Source organism: Sphingomonas sp. Ant20 (assembly GCF_000783375.1).
Lineage (GTDB): Bacteria > Pseudomonadota > Alphaproteobacteria > Sphingomonadales > Sphingomonadaceae > Sphingomonas > Sphingomonas aerolata.
In genome coordinates, this window is the sequence record NZ_JRVI01000124.1 from 1 (window position 1) to 17042 (window position 17042).

The 17042-nt window shown below is 68.0% G+C and carries 16 protein-coding genes and 3 pseudogenes; 1 reads left to right on the forward strand and 18 read right to left on the reverse strand.

Annotated elements, in window-relative coordinates:
• The 10 genes and pseudogenes from NI18_RS14490 to NI18_RS14535 form a co-directional block, all read right to left on the reverse strand.
• The coding region (locus tag NI18_RS14490; protein WP_037530836.1) for an AIR synthase related protein at window positions 1–478 on the reverse strand (478 nt) is incomplete at its 3' end.
• 108 nt (window positions 479–586) lie between these two features.
• Window positions 587–1042: a transcription antitermination factor NusB gene (gene nusB, locus NI18_RS14495; protein ID WP_037530839.1), complete on the reverse strand. Its 456-nt coding sequence runs from the start codon at window positions 1040–1042 to the stop codon at window positions 587–589.
• Window positions 1043–1241: 199 nt separating this feature from the next.
• On the reverse strand, window positions 1242–2537 hold the full coding sequence (gene hisD / locus NI18_RS14500) for a histidinol dehydrogenase (RefSeq protein WP_037530842.1): 1296 nt from the start codon (window positions 2535–2537) through the stop codon (window positions 1242–1244).
• Window positions 2534–3199 (reverse strand): ATP phosphoribosyltransferase, encoded by a 666-nt coding sequence (gene hisG / locus NI18_RS14505; protein ID WP_037530845.1) that lies wholly within the window; start codon window positions 3197–3199, stop codon window positions 2534–2536. Before hisG ends, hisD begins: the two co-directional genes overlap by 4 nt.
• A gap of 98 nt (window positions 3200–3297) precedes the next feature.
• Window positions 3298–3777: an RcnB family protein gene (locus tag NI18_RS14510; protein WP_037530847.1), complete on the reverse strand. Its 480-nt coding sequence runs from the start codon at window positions 3775–3777 to the stop codon at window positions 3298–3300.
• A gap of 152 nt (window positions 3778–3929) precedes the next feature.
• Window positions 3930–4805, reverse strand: coding sequence for an alpha/beta hydrolase (locus tag NI18_RS14515; RefSeq protein ID WP_037530849.1), 876 nt, complete (start codon window positions 4803–4805; stop codon window positions 3930–3932).
• A gap of 147 nt (window positions 4806–4952) precedes the next feature.
• Complete coding sequence (locus tag NI18_RS14520) at window positions 4953–5852, reverse strand: pirin family protein (RefSeq protein ID WP_037530851.1); 900 nt, start codon at window positions 5850–5852, stop codon at window positions 4953–4955.
• Window positions 5842–6358, reverse strand: a pseudogene (locus tag NI18_RS14525) (NUDIX domain-containing protein). The gene NI18_RS14520 and the pseudogene NI18_RS14525 overlap by 11 nt, the downstream one beginning before the upstream one ends.
• A 76-nt stretch (window positions 6359–6434) precedes the next feature.
• Window positions 6435–7142, reverse strand: a complete 708-nt coding sequence (locus NI18_RS14530) for a glutathione S-transferase (RefSeq protein ID WP_037530853.1) — start codon at window positions 7140–7142, stop codon at window positions 6435–6437.
• Window positions 7142–7429, reverse strand: a complete 288-nt coding sequence (locus tag NI18_RS14535; RefSeq protein WP_031396501.1) for a BolA family protein — start codon at window positions 7427–7429, stop codon at window positions 7142–7144. Before NI18_RS14535 ends, NI18_RS14530 begins: the two co-directional genes overlap by 1 nt.
• 121 nt (window positions 7430–7550) lie before the next feature.
• Here NI18_RS14535 and NI18_RS14540 point away from each other — a divergent pair, with 121 nt between their 5' ends.
• A complete protein-coding gene (locus NI18_RS14540; RefSeq protein ID WP_081877806.1) occupies window positions 7551–8075 on the forward strand; it encodes a J domain-containing protein in 525 nt (174 codons plus the stop codon).
• Window positions 8076–8079: 4 nt separating this feature from the next.
• On the opposite strand, the gene NI18_RS14545 is transcribed toward NI18_RS14540, so the two are convergent.
• From NI18_RS14545 to NI18_RS14580, 8 genes and pseudogenes are all read right to left on the reverse strand, one after another.
• Complete coding sequence (locus NI18_RS14545; protein WP_031441068.1) at window positions 8080–8667, reverse strand: DUF922 domain-containing protein; 588 nt, start codon at window positions 8665–8667, stop codon at window positions 8080–8082.
• Window positions 8660–9342 (reverse strand): annotated as a pseudogene (locus tag NI18_RS14550) (Fe2+-dependent dioxygenase). The gene NI18_RS14545 and the pseudogene NI18_RS14550 overlap by 8 nt, the downstream one beginning before the upstream one ends.
• Window positions 9336–10082, reverse strand: coding sequence for a tetratricopeptide repeat protein (locus NI18_RS14555; RefSeq protein WP_037530855.1), 747 nt, complete (start codon window positions 10080–10082; stop codon window positions 9336–9338). The pseudogene NI18_RS14550 and the gene NI18_RS14555 overlap by 7 nt, the downstream one beginning before the upstream one ends.
• 8 nt (window positions 10083–10090) lie before the next feature.
• Complete coding sequence (locus NI18_RS14560) at window positions 10091–12595, reverse strand: TonB-dependent receptor (RefSeq protein WP_249403386.1); 2505 nt, start codon at window positions 12593–12595, stop codon at window positions 10091–10093.
• A 73-nt stretch (window positions 12596–12668) separates the two neighbouring features.
• A complete protein-coding gene (locus tag NI18_RS14565) occupies window positions 12669–12911 on the reverse strand; it encodes a ribbon-helix-helix domain-containing protein (protein WP_037530859.1) in 243 nt (80 codons plus the stop codon).
• A gap of 22 nt (window positions 12912–12933) precedes the next feature.
• Window positions 12934–14757, reverse strand: coding sequence for a cobaltochelatase subunit CobT (gene cobT / locus NI18_RS14570; RefSeq protein ID WP_037530861.1), 1824 nt, complete (start codon window positions 14755–14757; stop codon window positions 12934–12936).
• Between the two features lie 4 nt (window positions 14758–14761).
• Complete coding sequence (cobS, locus tag NI18_RS14575) at window positions 14762–15766, reverse strand: cobaltochelatase subunit CobS (RefSeq protein ID WP_031393922.1); 1005 nt, start codon at window positions 15764–15766, stop codon at window positions 14762–14764.
• A 153-nt stretch (window positions 15767–15919) separates the two neighbouring features.
• Window positions 15920–17042 (reverse strand): annotated as a pseudogene (locus tag NI18_RS14580) (NAD-glutamate dehydrogenase domain-containing protein); the annotation flags it as partial.

Here is a 17042-nt window from a genome sequence, read left to right on the forward strand (position 1 = left end):
GTCCTGCCCCGGCATCGCCGATCGTGCCGGTGACGTAGAGCGCGTCCCCCGGCTTCGCGCCGGCGCGGGCGGGGGCGGCGGCGTCGCTGCCGAAGGCGGTGACGGTGAGGATGCGGGGTGCTCCCGGGGGGAGGGTGACCGTGTCGCCGCCGATCAGCCGCGTGTCATGGGCCGTAAGGATGTCGGCGAGGCCTTCGAGGAACGTGCGGTCCCATGCGTCGTCGCCGAGCGGGTAGTTGAGCAGGATGCCCTCGGGAACCGCGCCCTTGGCGGCGAGATCGGAGAGGTTGGTCGCGACGAGCTTCCACGCGACATCCTGCGCGGGGTCGATGGGGAGGAAATGCACGCCCTCGACCAGCGTGTCGGTGGTGACGACGAGCGGCCCTGCGTCGAGCAGCGCGGTGTCGTCGTTCAGGCCGCGCGCCGCTGGGTGGAGCGGGAGGCGGCGCAGGGCTGCAATGAACTCGGCTTCGGTCATGTCCTCCGCCAATACAGCAGCGTCATCCTGACGAAAGTCAGGACCCAGAGTAACGAACGCTCCGTCCTGTTACTCTGGGTCCTGGGTCAAGCCCAGGATGACGATAGATTACGCCCGGACCTCTTTCGCGATGCCGTCGAGCAGGCCGTTGACGAAGCCCGATTCGCGCTTGTCGTAAAAGGCGTGCGCGACGTCGACATATTCGCTGATCACCGCGGCGACCGGCACGTCCTTGCGCGCCAGCAGTTCGTAGGTGCCGACGCGGATGATCGCCTTCATCGGCTTGTCGAGGCGGGCGAGCGTCCAGCCCTTGGCGAGCTTGCCCTCGATCAGCAGATCGATCTCGCCGCTGCGGGCATTCGCACCGGTCACGAGGTCGTCGAAGAAATCGACGTCCGCCTCGGCATATTCGACGTCTTCGATCGTCGCGCCAAGCCGGTGCTGGTGGAATTCGTTGAGCAGGACGGGCATCGCGGTACCTTCCATCTCATGCTGATAGGTCGCCTGGACGGCGGCGAGTCGCGCGGCGGCGCGTTCCTTGGTGCGGGGAGCGGTTCTGGACATAAGCGGTTGCCTGTACGCGCGGGGGGCTTGCGTGTCAGCCCTTCGCGTTTCTTACGCGTGGGGGGAGTGAAGAAGATTGGTTCGCGCGGAGGTGTCGACCTTACCGCGCAGCGGCCCTCCAATAACCCGCTGGTGAGGATCGGGGCGGCTGCGCCGCGTACAACATCTCCGCGCCTCCGCGCCTCCGCGCGAACAAAAATCAGTGGTTGAGGCGAAGCCGCAACGCCACCGATTTTGCGTGGGCCGGCAAACCCTCGGCGTTGGCGAGTGCGACGGTCGCGGGGCCGAGTTCACGCAAGGCGGCTTCGTCGAGCGCGAGGAAGCTGGTGCGCTTCATGAAGTCGAGCACCGACAAGCCGCTCGCGAACCGCGCGCGGCGGCCGGTCGGCAGGACGTGGTTCGGGCCCGCCACGTAATCGCCGATCGCCTCGGGGGTGTAGCGGCCGAGGAACACCGAGCCCGCATGGCGGACGCGGTCGAAGAAGCCCTGCGGGTCGGGGATGGCGAGCTGGAGATGCTCGGCGGCGAGCCGGTCGACCAGCGGGATCGCGTCCGCCAGCGTGTCGACGACGATGATCGCGCCGTTCGCATCCCAGGCGACGCGCGCGACCGCCTCGGTGGCGAGTTCGCTGAGCTGGCGATCGACCGCGTCGGCGACCTTGTCGGCAAACGCCGCGTCGTCGGTGAACAGGATCGACTGCGTCGTGGTGTCGTGCTCGGCCTGGCTGAGCAGGTCGGCGGCGGTCCATTCGGGGTCGTTGAGCGCATCCGCGACGACGACGATCTCGGACGGCCCCGCGACCATGTCGATGCCGACGACGCCGTAGACCTGGCGCTTGGCCTCCGCGACCCAGGCGTTGCCGGGGCCGGTGATGACGTCGACGGGCGCGACCCGGCCCGCGCCGTAAGCGAGCGCGGCGACGGCCTGCGCGCCACCGACGCGCCAGACCTCGTCGACGCCCGCGAGATGCGCGGCGGCGAGGACGAGCGGGTTGATCTGGCCGTCCGGCGTCGGCGTGACCATCGCGAGACGACCGACGCCCGCGACCTTGGCGGGGATCGCGTTCATCAGCAGCGACGAGGGGTAGGCCGCACGGCCGCCGGGGACGTAGATGCCCGCCGCGTCGACCGGCAGCCAGCGTGCGCCGAGCCGGACACCCGCCGAATCGACCGAGTCGCTGTCGAGCGGGCGCTGTTTCTCGTGATAGGCGCGGATCCGCGTCGCGGCGAGTTCGAGCGCGGTGCGCAGCTCGGGCTCGAGCGCGTCGAACGCGGCCTTGCAGTCGGCGGCGTCGATCTGCCAGCCGGTCGCTTCGAGGTCGTGGCGGTCGTGCTTTTGCGTCAGGTCGCGCAGCGCGGTCTCGCCGTCGCGGCGGACGGACGCGATGATCGCGGCGACATCCTGCGTGACGCCGGCGTCCGATTCGCGGCGGTCCTCGACGAGCGCGGTGAAGCGGTCGGCGAAGTCGGCGTCGGTGGTGGAAAGGCGGATCATGCGGCCTGCTCCTGCTCGACGGCACGACGGAACGCCTCGACCAGCGGCACCACCCGAGCGCGCGTCTTCATCGCGGCGCGGTTGACGACCAGGCGGCTGGTGACGTCCATGATCCGCTCGACCTCGACCAGGCCGTTTTCCTTGAGCGTGCGGCCCGACGAGACGAGGTCGACGATGCGCGGCGCGAGGCCAAGCGTCGGGGCGAGCTCCATCGCGCCGTTCAGCTTCACGCATTCGGCCTGGACGCCGCGGGCGGCGAAATGCGCGGCGGTGACGTGCGGATATTTGGTCGCGACGCGGACATGGCTCCAGCCGCGCGGATCGTCCTTCGCCGCCATTGCGGTGGGCTCGGCGACCGACAGGCGGCAATGACCGATGCCGAGATCGACCGGGGCATAGAGTTCGGAATAGCCGAATTCGGCGATCACGTCAGAGCCGACGATGCCGAGCTGCGCCGCGCCGTGCGCGACGAAGGTCGCGACATCGAACGCGCGGACGCGGATCAGCGAGATGTCGGGGTCGTTGGTCGCGAAGCGGAGCGCGCGGCTGTCCTCGTCCGAAAACGCCGCTTCGGGATGGATGCCGGCGCGGGCGAGCAGCGGCAAAGCCTCGGCTAGGATACGTCCCTTCGGGACGGCGATGATGATCTGGGAGTCTGGCACGCGCCGGGCTTTACGATCGGGCTGGGGAGGGTGCAACCGGATCGCCCCGATCGCCACAACAATACGGCCCGGGATCGCTCCCGGGCCGTCGTGGCGCCTTAGTAGAAGAAGCCGTTGTTGACCTGTGCGACGCGACCGTTGCGCGTGTCGACCAGGACGACGTCGCGGCCATAGCGGACCCAGCGCTGATAGCCGAAGCCTGGGCGGGGCAGGCGATAGGTCTGGTAGTCGTTGATCCAGTAGTTGCGGCCATAATATTGCGGCGCGAACCGGTGGCCGACGTTGATCGGGCGATAACGATAGCCGCGCGGGCCGACATAGGCCGGACGACGATAGACGTTGGCGTGGCTGCGGCGATAGTCGCGCCAGTCCTCGCGGCGCTCCTGACGGTCTTCGCGCAACTCGCGGCGGGCATCGCGGACGTCGCCGCGGTCGCCGAAACGGCGCGCCTGCTGAAGTTCGCGCTGGCTCTGACGCACTTCACGGTCGCTGCGGCGGACTTCGCCATAGCTCTGCGCGGTGGCGAACGTGGGAACCAAGGTGGCGGCGGCTACGGCCGCGAGGATCAACTTACGCATGACTGCTCTCCTGTCTTCGTCGCCGTATCAAACGGCATGACAGGAGATTTGCTCCCCGGCCGCTGAACGGTTTCAGAATGCGGTGGTCAGGATTCAGACAGGTGGCATCTACGCCTTCCACCACTTTCGTCAGGATGACGAGGATTGGGCGGTCAGATCCCCCAGCGGCGCATCGCGGCGATCACCGCGTCGGGTTTTTCCCAGGGGACGAAATGGCCCGCATCGACCTTCTCGATCGTCAGCTCGGGGACATAGTCGGCGAGGTCGAGCTGGCTTGGCAGCAGCGCGGTGTCGCGCATGCCCCAGATCACCAGCACCGGCATCTTCATCGGCGGGAAGGGCGCGTCGAGAAAGGCGGGGCGGGGCGGGGTCTCGTCCATCGCGGGGACGACGATCGCGCTGGCGCGGTACCAGTTGAGCATCGCGGTCATCGCGCCGGGCTGCGACCATTCGTCGAGATAGGCGGCCTTGTCCTTGCCCGCGATCGCCTGCGTCACGTGATGCGCGAAGGTCGAGCCGAGGAATTTCTCGAGGCCCGTGCCGGTGAGGCCCTGGTCGATACTCGTGTCGCGGAACCGGCGGATATACTGGCTCGCCTTGCGCTGTTCGGGGTCGTCGAAGATCGTCCGCTGGAAGACGAGCGGGTGGGGCGCGTTGACGATCACCAGCCGTTCGATCCGGTCGGGATGCTGGAGCGCGGCCATCCAGGCGACCGCGCCGCCCCAGTCATGCCCGACCAGCGTGAAGCGGTCGATCTTGAGCTGATCGGCGAGCGCGAGCAGGTCGGCGACGATCTTGTCGGGGGGTGTAATTGGCGACGCCTCGGGCTTCGACGAGCGCGCATAGCCGCGCTGGTCGGGGGCGATGACATAATGGTCGCGCGCGAGGTCGGGGGCGATGTGGCGCCAGGTGCGGTGCGATTCGGGGAAGCCGTGGAGGAGAATGACGGGCGGATGCCCCGGATCGCCGCTGATCGCGACGTCGAGGTCGACGCCGGTGGAAAGTCGGAGGCTCTGCAGCTCGGTCATGTCTCTCTCCCGCGTGGTGCCCCGGATCTGGCCGGGGGTCGATATGGTCTGCACCGATAGGGGGAGTGTGCGGTACCGCGCAGGGCGGGACAAGGGCCGGATCCATTTTGCGATCCTCCCCCTGGCGGGGGAGGATTTACCTGAGGGTCAGGGGTAGCTGACCGTCTTGGGTATCGCGGGTATCTCGATCCGTTCCTTCTCATCGCCCGGGACCTGCGGGAAATTGCCCGCATTCCAGTCGCGTTTCGCCTGTTCGATCCGGTCGCGGTTCGAGCTGACGAAGTTCCACCAGACGTGGCGCGGCGTCGTGAACGCATCGCCGCCGCACAGCATCGCCCGCCCGCCGCTCGCCGAGCGCAGCGTCGCCGCGATGCCGGGGCGCAGGACGTAGAGCACCTGCGGCTCGAGCGGCACGCCCTCCAGCGTCGCCTCGCCCATGGCGAGATAGACCGCGCGCTCCTCCGCCGCCGCGTCGATCGGCACGCTCGCACCCGGGTCGAGCGCGATGTCGGCGTAGATCGTGCCCGAATAGGTTGTGGTCGGCGCGCTCTGGCCCCAGAGACTCCCCATGATGATCCGCGAGCGCGCGCCATGCGCCTCGATCACCGGCAGCTGCGCCTTGGTGACGTGTTCGAACGCGGGATCGATCTCCTCGACCGCCTCGGGCAGCGCCAGCCAGGTCTGGATACCCGACAGGTTCGGCCCGCCGGCGCGCTCGTCACCGGGCGAGCGTTCGGAATGGACGATGCCGTGACCCGCGGTCATCAGATTGACCGCGCCGGGCTCGATCCGTGCCTTCGTGCCGAGCGAGTCGCGGTGGTCGATCGCGCCGTCGAACAGATAGGTGACGGTCGACAGGTTAATGTGCGGATGCGGGCGCACGTCGATGCCCGTACCGACCTCGAGATGCGCGGGGCCCATCTGGTCGAAGAACAGGAACGGGCCGACCATCGTCCGGTCCTTGTTCGGCAAGGTGCGGTGGACCTTGAAGCCGCCCAGATCATGCGTCGAGGGCAGGATGGTCTGGAGGACGAAATCATCCAGCATGGCGTGTCTCCGTGGCGTCGAGGAGTTCGACGAGGTCCGCTGGATAGAGGACTTCGTCATGCCCCGCGATGTCGTTTCGGGAAAACCAGCGGTGACCGACGAGCAGCTTGCGCTCCTGATCGGTGAGCCCGCCCGCCGCCACGTCGCACGTATCGACGTCGACGCGGAAATAGCGTTCGTCGGCGGTCACCTCGACGCCCTCGAAGGTGCGGAAGTCGACGACGCGGCGCGCGACCTCGGGGCCGCAATCCATGTCGAGCCCGACCTCTTCCCAAAGCTCGCGACGGGCGGCGGCGGCGTAGCTTTCTCCCGGATCGACCGCACCGCCCGGCGTGCACCAGAGCGGCGGGCGATCGTCGGGGGGTGAAGCGGAACATCAGCACGCGGTCCTGCGCGTCGACGAGCAGGATGCGCGCGGCGGGGCGCGGGGTTCTCACAGCCCGAGGCACCTCCCCGGCGAGGCCGGGGTCCAGTTGGATAGGTCGATATGGCAACGGACCGCCCATTGTTATGCCTGTCCCCCCAACTGGACCCCCGGCCTTCGCCGCGGGGAGGTGTTCGATGTGAGGAGGCGACCAAGGCTCATGCGGCGTCGAGTTCGGGATAGTGGCGGAAGATGCCGTCGGTGTTGAACGCGATCCGCCGGTCGCTGTTCAGATAGGCCCTGATCGCGGGGATCTCGGCGACCTGGTCGCGGATTCGGATCAGGTTGGGATAGTCGGGTTCGAGCGTGCGCATCCGCTGCGGAAACATGTAGCGAAGCCCCTCGACGATCTGGAACAGCGAGGTGTCGGCATAGGTCCAGCGATGGTCGATCAGCCATTCGCCCGGATTGGCCTGTGCCGCATCGTCGAAGTGACCGAGGAATTTGGGCAGCCGCTCCTCGCGGAACTGCTTCGCGGCGCGCGCGGCCTCGGGCTTCTGGTCGGCGTAATAGTCCATCATCGCGACCGGATGGTGGACGTTGTGGACCTCCGCGACGAGATCGGCGAACGTCAGCTGCAGCTGGTTGAGCCACAGCCGATCGGCCATGTTCGATGGCGCGAGGTCGTGGCGTTCGCCCAGATACATCAGGATGTTGGCGACCTGTGCGATCACCAGACCATTGAGTTCGAGATAGGGCGGGGCGAAGGGCGTGCGGCCGGTGCGGTCGTTCAGATCGGCCATCAGCGCCTCGGCACCGCGATCGTGCGCCGCATCCGTATAGGGAATCTCGCCGCCTTCGAGCGCAAGCCGGACGAATTCGCCGCGGCCCTGGAGGCCGGGCCAGTACCAGAGCGTATAGGCCATCATGCCTCTCCAGGCGCGCGCGCCTTGATCGCGAGCGCGTGGATCTGTGTGCTGAGCAGTTCGGCGAGCGCGTGGTTCACGAGGCGCTGCCGGGCGACGCGGTTAAGCCCTTGGAACGCCGGTGCTTCCACCTCGACACGAAAATGCGTCTCGCCGGTGCCGTCGTCCCCCATATGTCCGGCATGCAGCGCGCTCTCGTTGACGACGGTCAGATGGGTCGGGGCGAGCGCGGCGGTGAGGCGCGCGGTGATCTGGTCCTGTACGGAGCCGGTGGCGAGGTCTGTCATCCGACCTATATAGCCCGTTTTGGATAGACGGGGAGCCGGTGACGCAAGACGCGAGAAAAGAGCGCAAGGACCGGCCCAGCCCCCGTTTCCACGGCGCGTGGAGGGCAGCGGGCGTGTGTGCATGTGGCCGGGCTGTGCCGAACCCGGCGAATTCCGCGCGCCGCCGCTCGAGGGGCCGAGCGATGGCGGGCCGCCGCAATTCCGCTGGTTCTGCCTCGAGCATGTCCGCGCGTTCAACGCAGGCTATAATTATTTCGACGGGATGACCGCGGACGAGATCCACCATGCGCAGCGGCCGATGGCGGGATGGGAACGCGAGACGCGGGCCTTTGCGCATGGCGGCGGCGACACGCCGCCCAAATGGGCAGACTTTGCTGACCCAATCGACGCGATCGGCGCGCGGTTCGGCGAGCGGATGGCGGCTGCGCGCAAGGATGGTCGCGTGCTGTCCGATGGCGAGCGGCGGTCGCTGCGCGTGCTGGGGCTGGGGACCGACACCGACCGCACCGCGCTGCGCAAACGCTATAGCGAGCTGGTGCGGCGCTATCATCCCGATCGCAACGGCGGGGACCGGGCGCATGAATCGGAGTTGCAGAAGGTCATCGCCGCCTATCAGCATCTGAAGGGTGCCGCGGCGTTCGCCTGACGGGTCAGGAGGCGGGGAAGCTTGCCCCGTCCTTGGTGCCATGCTCCGTCTCGCGGTCATAGGCGATCTGATAGGCGTCGAGCCGGGCCAGCGCTGCCCGTGCGGCGGCGTCCGCGGTCCGGCAGGTCGCCCGCCTGATCGTGGCCAGGATGTCGCCGCGGTGGCGATAGGTGTAGCGGACATGCCCCGCTTCGTGCCGGGCGAGCGCCGCGACGTAGCGGTCCCAATCGGCGCGCTCGGCGGCGGTCAGCCGGGCGGTCGCGGCGAGTTGCGGCATGCGCACCGTTGCCTTGTATCGGATCGTCGTCGCCGCAAGATCGCAGCCGCCGTGTCTGGTTCGCGGCCAGGACCAGCGCAGGTCCCAGCTGCTCAGCGCATCGACCCGGCGGCCGTCATGCGCATCGGTCGGTCGGGCGGCGTCGATCGCCCGGCGGACCGCCATCGCATCGCCGCCATCGACCGGGTAATAGTCGATCGTCACGTCCGGTATTCCGGCAAACGCGGCGTTAGCCTGCGCGCTCGACTGGCTGGTGAGCCCCGCGATCGCGAGCAGCGCGACGAGGGGCCGGATCGGCAGGGCGTGGTCACGCATCGGCCCAGCGACGGAGCAGATTGTGATAGACGCCGTCAGCCGGATCGTCGCCGGGTCGCCCATCCCTTGCGCCGCGGCGACCGCCTGCACGCCCTGGTCGAGATCGAACAGGATCCGGCGCGCGCCGTCGTCGCGGACCATCGACTGAAGCCAGAAGAACGACGCGGTCCGCACGCCGCGCGTCACCGGTGTCACACGGTGCAGGCTGGAGGCGGGATAGACGACCATGTGCCCGGCGGGCAACTTGACCGATTGCGGTCCGAACTGATCCTCGATCACCAGTTCGCCGCCGTCATAGCTTTCGGGATCGTCGAGAAAGAGCGTCGCCGACAGGTCGCTGCGGATCCGGAAATCGCTGCCGCGGCGGATACGGATCGCGGTGTCGACGTGCAGCCCGAAATCCTGCCCGCCGGCATAGCGGTTGAACAGCGGCGGGAAGACCTTCAGCGGCAGCGCGGCGGCGATGAACAGCGCCGACTGCCCCAGCGCGTCGAGGATCATGCCGCCGGCGTCCTTCGCCGCGGCGGACTCCTCGGGCAATTGTTCGTTGCGCTTGGCGAGCGCGCTTTGCACGCCCGAGGTCGCGTTGCCGTCGACCCACTCGGCCGCGTCGATCAGCGCACGGACCCGCGCGACGCCGGCGGAATCGAGCACGTCTGGAACCGCGATCAGCACTGCGCGCCCTCCCGCAACGCCGCGACGCCGCGCGTGCGGAACGCCGCGATGTCGCTGGCCGCGAGAAACGCCTGCGCCTTCGTCACGAACGCGGCGTTGCCCCGCGCGCCGGCCTGTTCGAGCCAGCCGAGCGCAGCGTCGATCTCGCCCGCCGCACCGAGCATCCGCGCATGGTTGAAACAGCCGCGGAAATCGCCGCCCTCTGCCGCGCTGGCATAGCAGGCCGCGGCACGCGCGAGGTCGCGGGGGCAGGCCCAGCCATCCTCGGCAAAGCTGCCGACGAAGTTGATCGCCTTCGCGCTGGCAAGCCCTGTGTTCATCGCCGCAACTTTCTCCAGCAAAGCGAGCGCGGCCGGCCTGTCCTCGGGCACGCCGTCGCCCAGCGCCAGCAGCGTCGCGTAATTGTACATCGCCCAGTCGAGCCCGCGCGCAGCCGCGACCCGGTAGCATTCGGCCGCACGCGCCTTGTCGACCGGCGTGCCCCAGCCGAGATCGTAGCAGCGCCCGACCATGTTGAGCGCCATCACGTGATGCTGCGCCGCCGCCCTGACGAACCAGGCCAGGGCGGCAGCCGGATCGGCCGCGACGCCGGCACCGTCGAGCAGCATCTGCCCGTAGACCGCCTGTGCCTCCGCCACGCCGGCGTCCGCCGCCTCGCGCACGAACGCCGCGCGGTCCTCCGGAGTGCCGGAGAGGCGCGCGGCGATGGCGTCGGGCGAAAGTGTGTCTAGCGCCGTCACTCTGGTCCTCAGAACCGCAGGTTGACCGTGCCGAACACCGTACGGCCCGCGGCGAGCGTGGCATAGTGGCTGGCATAGGTCTGCGAGAAATAGGTCTTGTTGGTCAGGTTCTGCGCGTTGACGCTGAGGTCGATCATGTCGGTCAGCTTGTAGCTGGCCCGCGCATCGAACCGCCAGTAACCGGGCGTGCTGCGGGTGAGGACCTTTGTCGCGGGGGTTACCGTGACGACGCCCGCCGCAGTCTGCCGCGCGCTGCGATTGTCGGCATAGCCGCCGATCTGTTCGTCCATGTACAGCGCGGTGCCGCCGATCTGCAGCCGCTTCGTCACGTCGATATTGGTCGTTGCGGTGAAGCTGTTCTTCGCGGTCTGCGGCACCTGCTTGCCGGTGTTGACCGACACGACGCCGGTGGTCCGCGCAGGCTGGACGACGGTCGTCACCCCGTTCGCGGTCGTCGTGATCGCGGGGGCGGTCAGCGTCGTGAAGCCGCCGTCGATGATCTTCGGGTCGAGATGCGTGAAGCCGCCAAAGACGGTCCAGCCGGGGAGGATCGTCCCGCTGACGTTGAACTCGAACCCGCGGATCCGCGTCTCGCCGATGAACGATGCGGTGTTCGTGTCGTCGAGCACGCGCGCGTTGGAAATCTCCGTCTGGAACACCGCCGCGCCGAGCTGCAGCTTCTCGGCGAACAGGCTCGCCTTGGCGCCGACCTCGTAGGACTTGGTCTTTTGCGGCTTCAACAGCCCGAGCACTGCGACGGTGATCGCGTTATCCTCGCGGCCTTCGCCGAGCAGGCTGTTCGGCGGCGTCGCGGCGGTCGCGTAGCTCGCATAGAGGCTGGTTTCGGGGGTCGGCTTGAAGACGAGCCCTGCTTGCCAGTTGAAGAGGTTGTCGACGCGCGTGAGCTTCGTCTGCGTTGCGCCCGGCAGGGTGATCGTCGATTCGAACCGGTCGTAACGCGCGCCCAGGTTCAGGATCAGCGCGGGCATCAGCGTGATCGAATCGAACGCGTAGACCACCTTGGTATTCGCGTCGTTCTGCGTTTCGGTCGACACCGCGCCCCGTGCGATCGGGGTCTGCGTCGTCGACGTGTCGCTCGCGTAATTGACCCATGGCGCATAGGGATCCGGATTGAACAGGCTGACGCAATAGGAGCGCGCGATCGTCGCCGTGTTGCAGCGTGGCGAGATCGTCGAGCCGTTCGCCGACACGAACGTGCCGCGCCGCGTCTTTTCCCATGAAAGCTCGGTGCCGAGCGAGAAGCTGTGCTCGATGCCGCCGGTATTGAATTTGCCGTAAAGGTCGGTCTGGTCGACGATGCTCTCGCTATAGCCGTAGCGCGTGTTGCCGCGCGTCCAGACATAGCCGCCATTGGTCACGTTCGCGCCCGTATTGGTCGCGGTGGTGCCATAGACATTGCCCTGGCTGTCGTCGGGGAGGGTGAAGATGAAGCTTTGCGTGCTGTGCGTGTAGCGTGCGGTGTTGCGCAGCGTGATGCCGCCGAAATCATGCTCGACGCGGATCGTCGCCTGGTTGGTGTCGGCGTCGCGGAAGTCGCGCGCGGCCAGCCCGTAGAAGTTTTTCCGGGAGACAAAGCCGGTCTGGCCGCCCGCGGTCGTCACGGTCCCGAGCGCGGGCCGTGTCGTGACGCTGCCGGTGCCGGGGTGATTGTTGATCGTGTAGAGATAGGGGATGCCGCTGTCGGGCAGTTCGCTGCTTTCCATATGATAGAAGCTCGCGGTCAGCCGGGTCGGCGTGCCGAGCCCGATCGCGACGGAGGGCGCCACGCCCCAGCGCTTCTGCCAGATCGCATCGCGGCCCGCGACATCCTGGTCGTGCCACATGCCCTGGATCCGGAACGCCGCGGTGTCGGAGATCTTGAGGTTCAGGTCGCCGGTGACCCGCTTATAGTCCGCCTCGCCATAGCTGCCGCTGAGCGATCCGAACGTGTCGAGCACGGGCAGACGCGACAGGATGTTGATCGTGCCGCCCGCCGAGCCGCGGCCGCCGAGCGTCGAATCGGACCCGCGGACGATCTGGACCGATTCGACCGCGAACACCTCGCGCGTCTGCGAGGCGAGGTCGCGGACACCGTCGACGAAGATGCTGCCCTGGCTGTCGAACCCGCGGATGAAGGGGCGGTCGCCGATCGGATTGCCGCCCTCCGCGGCGCCGAAGGTGATGCCGGGCACGGTGCGCAGCGCATCCGCGAGGCTGTTCGAACCGGTCTGTTCGATCACCTCCTTGGGCAGGACGATGATCGAGCGCGGGGTATCGACCAGCGGCGCGACCTGTTTCGGGCCGGCGTCGCGTTCGCGGTGGCCGTTGACCAGGATCTCGTCACGGTGCTGCACGTCGGCCGTATCCGCCGTGGCCTTAGGCGTCGCCGTCGTCCGGTCGGCATCGGCGGCGAACGCCGGCGCGGTCGTGAAGGCGCCGATGCAGGACAGGGCCAGGAAGGCGGGCATCGTGGCAGGACGCGGCGCGGCGCCCCACGGCGAAACAATCGACATAGTGAAACCCCTTTTGCTCTTGGGCATCGCTATTGAGAGTCGTTCGCACTGTCAATGCTAATGCGACTGGTTCTCAAGTCGACGAGGCGAACAGCCAGCTCCGCAAGGCACTGGCAAGGTTCGGGGGCACGTCCGCGACGATGCGCAGCGCGTCGATCTCGGCGACCAGCGCCGACAAGGGCAGGCCGAGCCGGACCGCCTCGCGCTCGAGTGCATGCCAGAAGATCGGTTCGAGGCTGATCGACGTCTGGTGACCGGCGATCGTGATCGACCGCTTCACGGGGCCTGCAAACCCGCCGCGCGGGGGGGCGATCACGCGCGCGGTGGCCGAATGGCCGTCACTCGGTGTCGAAGAGCGATGCGAGCTGTTCGATGATCGTCCCGCCGAGCTGTTCGACGTCCATGATCGTCACCGCGCGCGCATAATAGCGCGTCACGTCGTGGCCGATGCCGATCGCGACGAGCTCGACCGGCGACCTGGTCTCGATCCAGCCGATCACCTGACGCAGATGACGTTCGAGATAGGACCCCGAATTCACGCTGAGCGTCGAATCATCGACCGGTGCGCCGTCGCTGATCACCATCAGGATGCGGCGTTCCTCGGGCCGCGCGACGAGCCGGGCGTGCGCCCACATCAGCGCCTCGCCGTCGATATTTTCCTTCAGCAACCCTTCGCGCATCATCAGCCCGAGCGAGTTGCGTGCGCGCCGCCATGGCTCGTCAGCGCGCTTGTAGACGATGTGGCGGATGTCGTTGAGACGGCCGGGCTGGGGCGGACGACCGGCCGCGAGCCAGGTCTCACGCGACTGGCCGCCCTTCCACGCGCGCGTGGTGAAGCCGAGGATCTCGGTCTTCACGCCGCAGCGTTCGAGCGTGCGCGCGAGGATGTCCGCGCTGATTGCGGCGATCGAGATCGGGCGCCCGCGCATCGACCCCGAATTGTCGATCAGCAACGTGACGACGGTGTCGCGGAAATCGGTCTCGCGCTCGGCCTTGTAGCTGAGCGACAGCGTGGGGTTGACGATCACGCGGGCGAGCCGCGCCGCGTCGAGGATACCCTCCTCCTGATCGAAATCCCAGGAGCGCGACTGCTGCGCCATAAGCCGGCGCTGCAGGCGGTTGGCGAGTTTCGAGACCGCGGACTGGAGATGGACCAGCTGCTGGTCGAGATAGCCGCGCAGTCGCGCCAGTTCCTCGGCATCGCACAGCTCGGTCGCGGCGATCACCTCGTCGAACTGCGTCGTCCATGGCTTGTAGTCGAACGCGGTGCCCATGTCCGCCATCGGGCGGTTGGGACGGACGGGCTGCATGCCCTCCTCGCCGTCATCGCCGGGCTCGCCGTCGATGTCGTCCATCGACTCGTCGCTCTGCTCCTGGCCGTCGCTTTCCTCGTTCTGCTGCTCGGACTGCTCGCCGCGCGCCTCGACTTCGCCCTGGCCGTCCTCGCCCTGGTCGTCGCCTTCGTCGCCCTCGTCCTGCTGCTGCTCGTCGGTGCCCTCATCCTCGGAGCCGCCCTCTTCGCTCTCCTCGGGGACCTGGTCCGCCTGGACGAGCTCGAGCTCGGCGAGCATCTTGCGCGCCAGGCCCTGGAACGTCTTCTGGTCGTCGATCGCATAGGCCAGCGCGTCGAGATCGGTCTTCTGCTCGATCCACTCGCGCACCAGCGCGAGGCCGGGGGCGGCGACCGCGGGCGATTCCTGCCCGGTCAGCCGCTCGCGCACCATCAACCCGAGCGCGGTCGACAACGGCACCTCGTCCCGGTTGCGCGCGCGCGTGATCGGGTCGGCGCGCAGCCGGACGTCGAGCGCCATGGCGAGATTGTCGCTGATCCCGGTATAGCCGCGCGACCCGAGCGCCTCGACGCGCGCGGTCTCGACCGCGTCGAACACCGCACGCGCGACCGCCTCGACCGGCGCGGCACGGTTATGCAGCGCGATGTCGTGATGCTTCAGCTGAAGCGCGAAGCCATCGGCGAACCCGCGCGCTTCCGCGACCTGTTCGGGCGGCAGCGCGCGCGCGGGCATCGGCACCTTGATGTGCTTGCCCGACTGCGCCGGCGCGTCCGCGGTGAAGGCGAGCTCGACCTCGGGCTCCTCCGCGATCGCACGCGCGGTGCCAGCGAGAACCGCCTTAAACCGGTCGAGGGGCGTTTCGTTCGCCAAGGCCTCAGGCCTTGCCCATCACGCTCTCGGGCAGGTCCTTGCCGAACACGCGCTGGTAATATTCCGCGACCAGCGACCGCTCCGCCTCGTCGCACTTGTTGAGGAACGACAGGCGGAACGCGAAGCCGACGTCACCGAAGATCAGCGCGTTCTGCGCCCAGGTTATGACGGTACGCGGGCTCATCACGGTCGAGATGTCGCCGTTGACGAAGCCCTTGCGGGTCATGTCGGCGACGCGGACCATGTTCTCGACGACCTTCTTGCCGTCGGGCTTGTCATATTCCCCCGACTTGGCGAGCACGATCTGTGCCTCGACCTTGGCGGGCAGATAGTTGAGCGTGACGACGATGTTCCAGCGGTCCATCTGACCCTGGTTGATCTGCTGCGTGCCGTGATACAGCCCGCTGGTGTCCCCGAGGCCGACCGTGTTGGCGGTCGCGAACAGGCGGAACCAGGGGTTCGGGCGGATCACGCGGTTCTGGTCGAGCAGCGTCAGCTTGCCCTCGGTCTCGAGCACGCGCTGGATCACGAACATCACGTCCGGGCGGCCTGCGTCATATTCGTCGAACACGAGCGCGGTCGGGGTCTGCAGCGCCCAGGGGAGCAGGCCTTCGCGGAACTCGGTGATCTGCTGGCCGTCCTTCAGGACGATCGCGTCGCGGCCGATCAGGTCGATGCGGCTGATATGCGCGTCGAGGTTGATGCGGATGCACGGCCATTTCAGCCGTGCCGCGACCTGCTCGATATGCGTCGACTTGCCGGTGCCGTGATAGCCCTGGACCATCACGCGACGGTTGTGCGCAAAGCCCGCAAGGACCGCGAGCGTGGTGTCCGCGTCGAAGACATAGGCGGGGTCGAGATCGGGGACGCGCTCGTCCGCTTCGGAGAAGGCGGGTACCTCCATGTCGGAATCGATCCCGAACATCTCGCGCACCTTCACCATGCGGTCGGGGGCGTCGAGGATCGTCGTCTCGCGGCTGTCAGGCTGGGTATTGGGGATATCGGTCATGCTGGCCTCGTGTTCCCGGTAGCTCTAGGCCAAGCGCGGGTGAATACTCAACCGCGACGTACGCGATTGTCGGGAAGACATCATCGAACCGCCGGACGCGCGATGGGTTCCCGCCCCGCCGGGAATGTGGCGGGGCAGGGCTTCGGTTTGCGCCTATCGGCCGAGCAGTACGCGCGCCTGGCTGGCGATCTGCGCGAGCATCGCGGCGTTCGGGACGGCGGCGTGGCGCGCACGGTCGATCACCGCCTTGAACTGCGCGACGCGGGTGGCATTGCTCGCCAGCCATATGTCGACCGCGCCCTGCGGATCCCTGGCTCCGCACCGTGCGAGGAACTCCAGCCGCAACTGCTGGAAATCGCGCGCAAGTCCGGCGATGAGCAGCCGTTCCCACGGATCCGACGGCGTGATCCGCGCCGCATTGGCCTGTGCCCAGTCGAGCCCGAGCGCCTGTCCGAGATGCGTGAAGGCGCGGGTCAGCACCGCCTCGTCGAGCGCGAGGCGCTCGCCGAGATCGGCTAGCCCGACCGCACCGTCGAGCTCGAACAGCCGGACCACCTTGATCGCGAGGTCGTGCGGGGCACCTGCCGTCTCGAGCTGCGCGGCGATGCGGTCGCTCTGCGCGCTCGCCTCCTCGAGGAGCAGCGCCTTGGTCTGGCCATCGAGATGCGTGATCCCCTTGGCGAGCCGCGCGAGCACGGCACCCGGCATCGTGCCGGGCGCGGACACGCGCAGCAGATCCGCGATCTGCGAGCGCGTCGCCACCGCCACCTCGTCGAACAGCGCGATGCGTGCGGCCTCGGGCATCGGTCGTGACTCGATGTCCGCCCAGAGCGAGGGCAGGTCGAACAGCCGTTCGGCGACGACGAACATCGCCGCGATATCGCCCATCGCCGCGCCTTCCTCTTCGGCCAGCTGGAACGGGTGGAGCACGCCGAGCCGGTTGACGATGCGGTTGGCGAGCTTGGTCGCGACGATCTGGCCGCGCAGCCGGTGGTCGTCGATCGCCTGCGCGAAATGCTCGCGCATCGCGGCCGGGAAGGCGGCGTGAAGATCGGGCTTGAGCGCAGGGTCGTCGCCGAGCCCGGCGTGCTCGATCGAATCCTGCAGCGCGAGCTTCGCGGTGGCGAGCAGCACCGCGAGTTCCGGACGCGTCAGGCCATGGCCGTCGAGCCCGCGGCGGAGCAGGTCGTCATTGGCGGCCAGCCCCTCGACCGCGCGATCGAGCCGTCCGCTGCCCTCGAAGATCTCGATGACGCGGACATAGCTCCCCCCACCA

Bases quoted from the DNA above. Each gene is read 5' to 3' on its own strand.
- nusB (WP_037530839.1), bottom strand. From the start codon at position 1,042: ATGTCCAGAACCGCTCCCCGCACCAAGGAACGCGCCGCCGCGCGACTC.
- hisD (WP_037530842.1), bottom strand. From the start codon at position 2,537: ATGATCCGCCTTTCCACCACCGACGCCGACTTCGCCGACCGCTTCACC.
- NI18_RS14510 (WP_037530847.1), bottom strand. From the start codon at position 3,777: ATGCGTAAGTTGATCCTCGCGGCCGTAGCCGCCGCCACCTTGGTTCCC.
- NI18_RS14515 (WP_037530849.1), bottom strand. From the start codon at position 4,805: ATGACCGAGCTGCAGAGCCTCCGACTTTCCACCGGCGTCGACCTCGAC.
- NI18_RS14520 (WP_037530851.1), bottom strand. From the start codon at position 5,852: ATGCTGGATGATTTCGTCCTCCAGACCATCCTGCCCTCGACGCATGAT.
- NI18_RS14530 (WP_037530853.1), bottom strand. From the start codon at position 7,142: ATGGCCTATACGCTCTGGTACTGGCCCGGCCTCCAGGGCCGCGGCGAA.
- NI18_RS14535 (WP_031396501.1), bottom strand. From the start codon at position 7,429: ATGACAGACCTCGCCACCGGCTCCGTACAGGACCAGATCACCGCGCGC.
- NI18_RS14540 (WP_081877806.1), top strand. From the start codon at position 7,551: ATGTGGCCGGGCTGTGCCGAACCCGGCGAATTCCGCGCGCCGCCGCTC.
- NI18_RS14545 (WP_031441068.1), bottom strand. From the start codon at position 8,667: ATGCGTGACCACGCCCTGCCGATCCGGCCCCTCGTCGCGCTGCTCGCG.
- NI18_RS14560 (WP_249403386.1), bottom strand. From the start codon at position 12,595: ATGTCGATTGTTTCGCCGTGGGGCGCCGCGCCGCGTCCTGCCACGATG.
- cobS (WP_031393922.1), bottom strand. From the start codon at position 15,766: ATGACCGATATCCCCAATACCCAGCCTGACAGCCGCGAGACGACGATC.